The organism is Micromonospora sp. NPDC023814, assembly GCF_040639595.1.
Taxonomy (GTDB): Bacteria; Actinomycetota; Actinomycetes; order Mycobacteriales; family Micromonosporaceae; genus Micromonospora.
In genome coordinates this window covers 1-1,067 of record NZ_JBFAAF010000262.1, presented here as the reverse complement: position 1 = coordinate 1,067, position 1,067 = coordinate 1, and the positions used below count along the sequence as shown (strand labels likewise).

Annotated in this window: 1 protein-coding gene; it reads left to right on the top strand. The window is 70.1% G+C overall.

Translation table 11 applies throughout. From position 1 onward, the window contains the following. Window positions 1–116: 116 nt before the first annotated feature. Window positions 117–1,067, top strand: a 951-nt coding sequence (locus AB0G14_RS35890) for an IS256 family transposase (protein ID WP_357705285.1), incomplete at its 3' end; no start/stop codon positions are given.

Below are 1,067 nucleotides of genomic sequence, written 5' to 3'. Positions count from 1 at the left end.
GAGCAATGCTCGAAACCTGTGGATGAGCGTCGGGAGGCGTACCCTCCCGGCGACGCTCCATGTCCAAGGAATCGAGTAGAGCCCGCGCGCCAACGCGGGCCGGGAAGGGTACGCCCGTGCTTACCGTAGTCAACCCGGAAGATCCCACGCCAGCGGCCGTGTCCGCGCCGGCCGTGTCCGGCGGCTCCTTGATCGACGAGATCGTCCGAGACGGTGCCCGCCGGATGCTCGCCGCCGCGTTGGAGGCGGAGGTCGCCGCCTATATCGCCGCGCACGCGGGTGAGCTGGACGAGAACGGCCGCCGGCTGGTGGTGCGTAACGGTCACGCCCGGCCGCGGCAGGTACTCACCAGCGCAGGCGCGGTGGAGATCGTGGCGCCGCGGGTCAACGACAAACGCCTCGACGAGCAGGGTGAGCGCCGGCGGTTCGCCTCGGCGATCCTGCCCGCCTGGTGCCGCAAGTCGCCGCAGATCAACGAGGTGCTGCCGCTGCTCTACCTGCACGGGCTCTCGTCGTCGGACTTCGTGCCCGCCCTGCAGCAGTTCCTCGGCACCAGCTCAGGGTTGTCCGCCGCGACGATCACCCGGTTGACCGCGCAGTGGCAGGACGAGGCCCGCGCCTTCGGCGACCGGGACCTCTCCGGCGTCGACTACGTCTACCTCTGGGCCGACGGCGTGCACCTGAACGTGCGCTTGGACGAGGCGAAACTGTGCCTGCTGGTCATGGTCGGCGTGCGCGCCGACGGCCGTAAGGAACTGGTCGCGCTCGCCGAAGGCTACCGCGAGTCGACCGGCTCCTGGGCGGACTTGCTGCGTGACTGCAAGCGCCGCGGCATGCACGCCCCGGTCCTGGCCGTCGGGGACGGGGCACTCGGGTTCTGGAACGCGCTGCGTGAGGTGTTCCCGGACACCCGGGAGCAGCGTTGCTGGTTCCACAAGATCGCTAACGTCCTCGCGGCGCTACCGAAATCCGCGCATCCCGGGGCGAAGAAGGCCTTGGCCGAGGTCTGGAACGCCGAGGATCGTGAGCACGCCCGCCGGGCGGTGGCCGCGTTCAAGCTCGCCTAC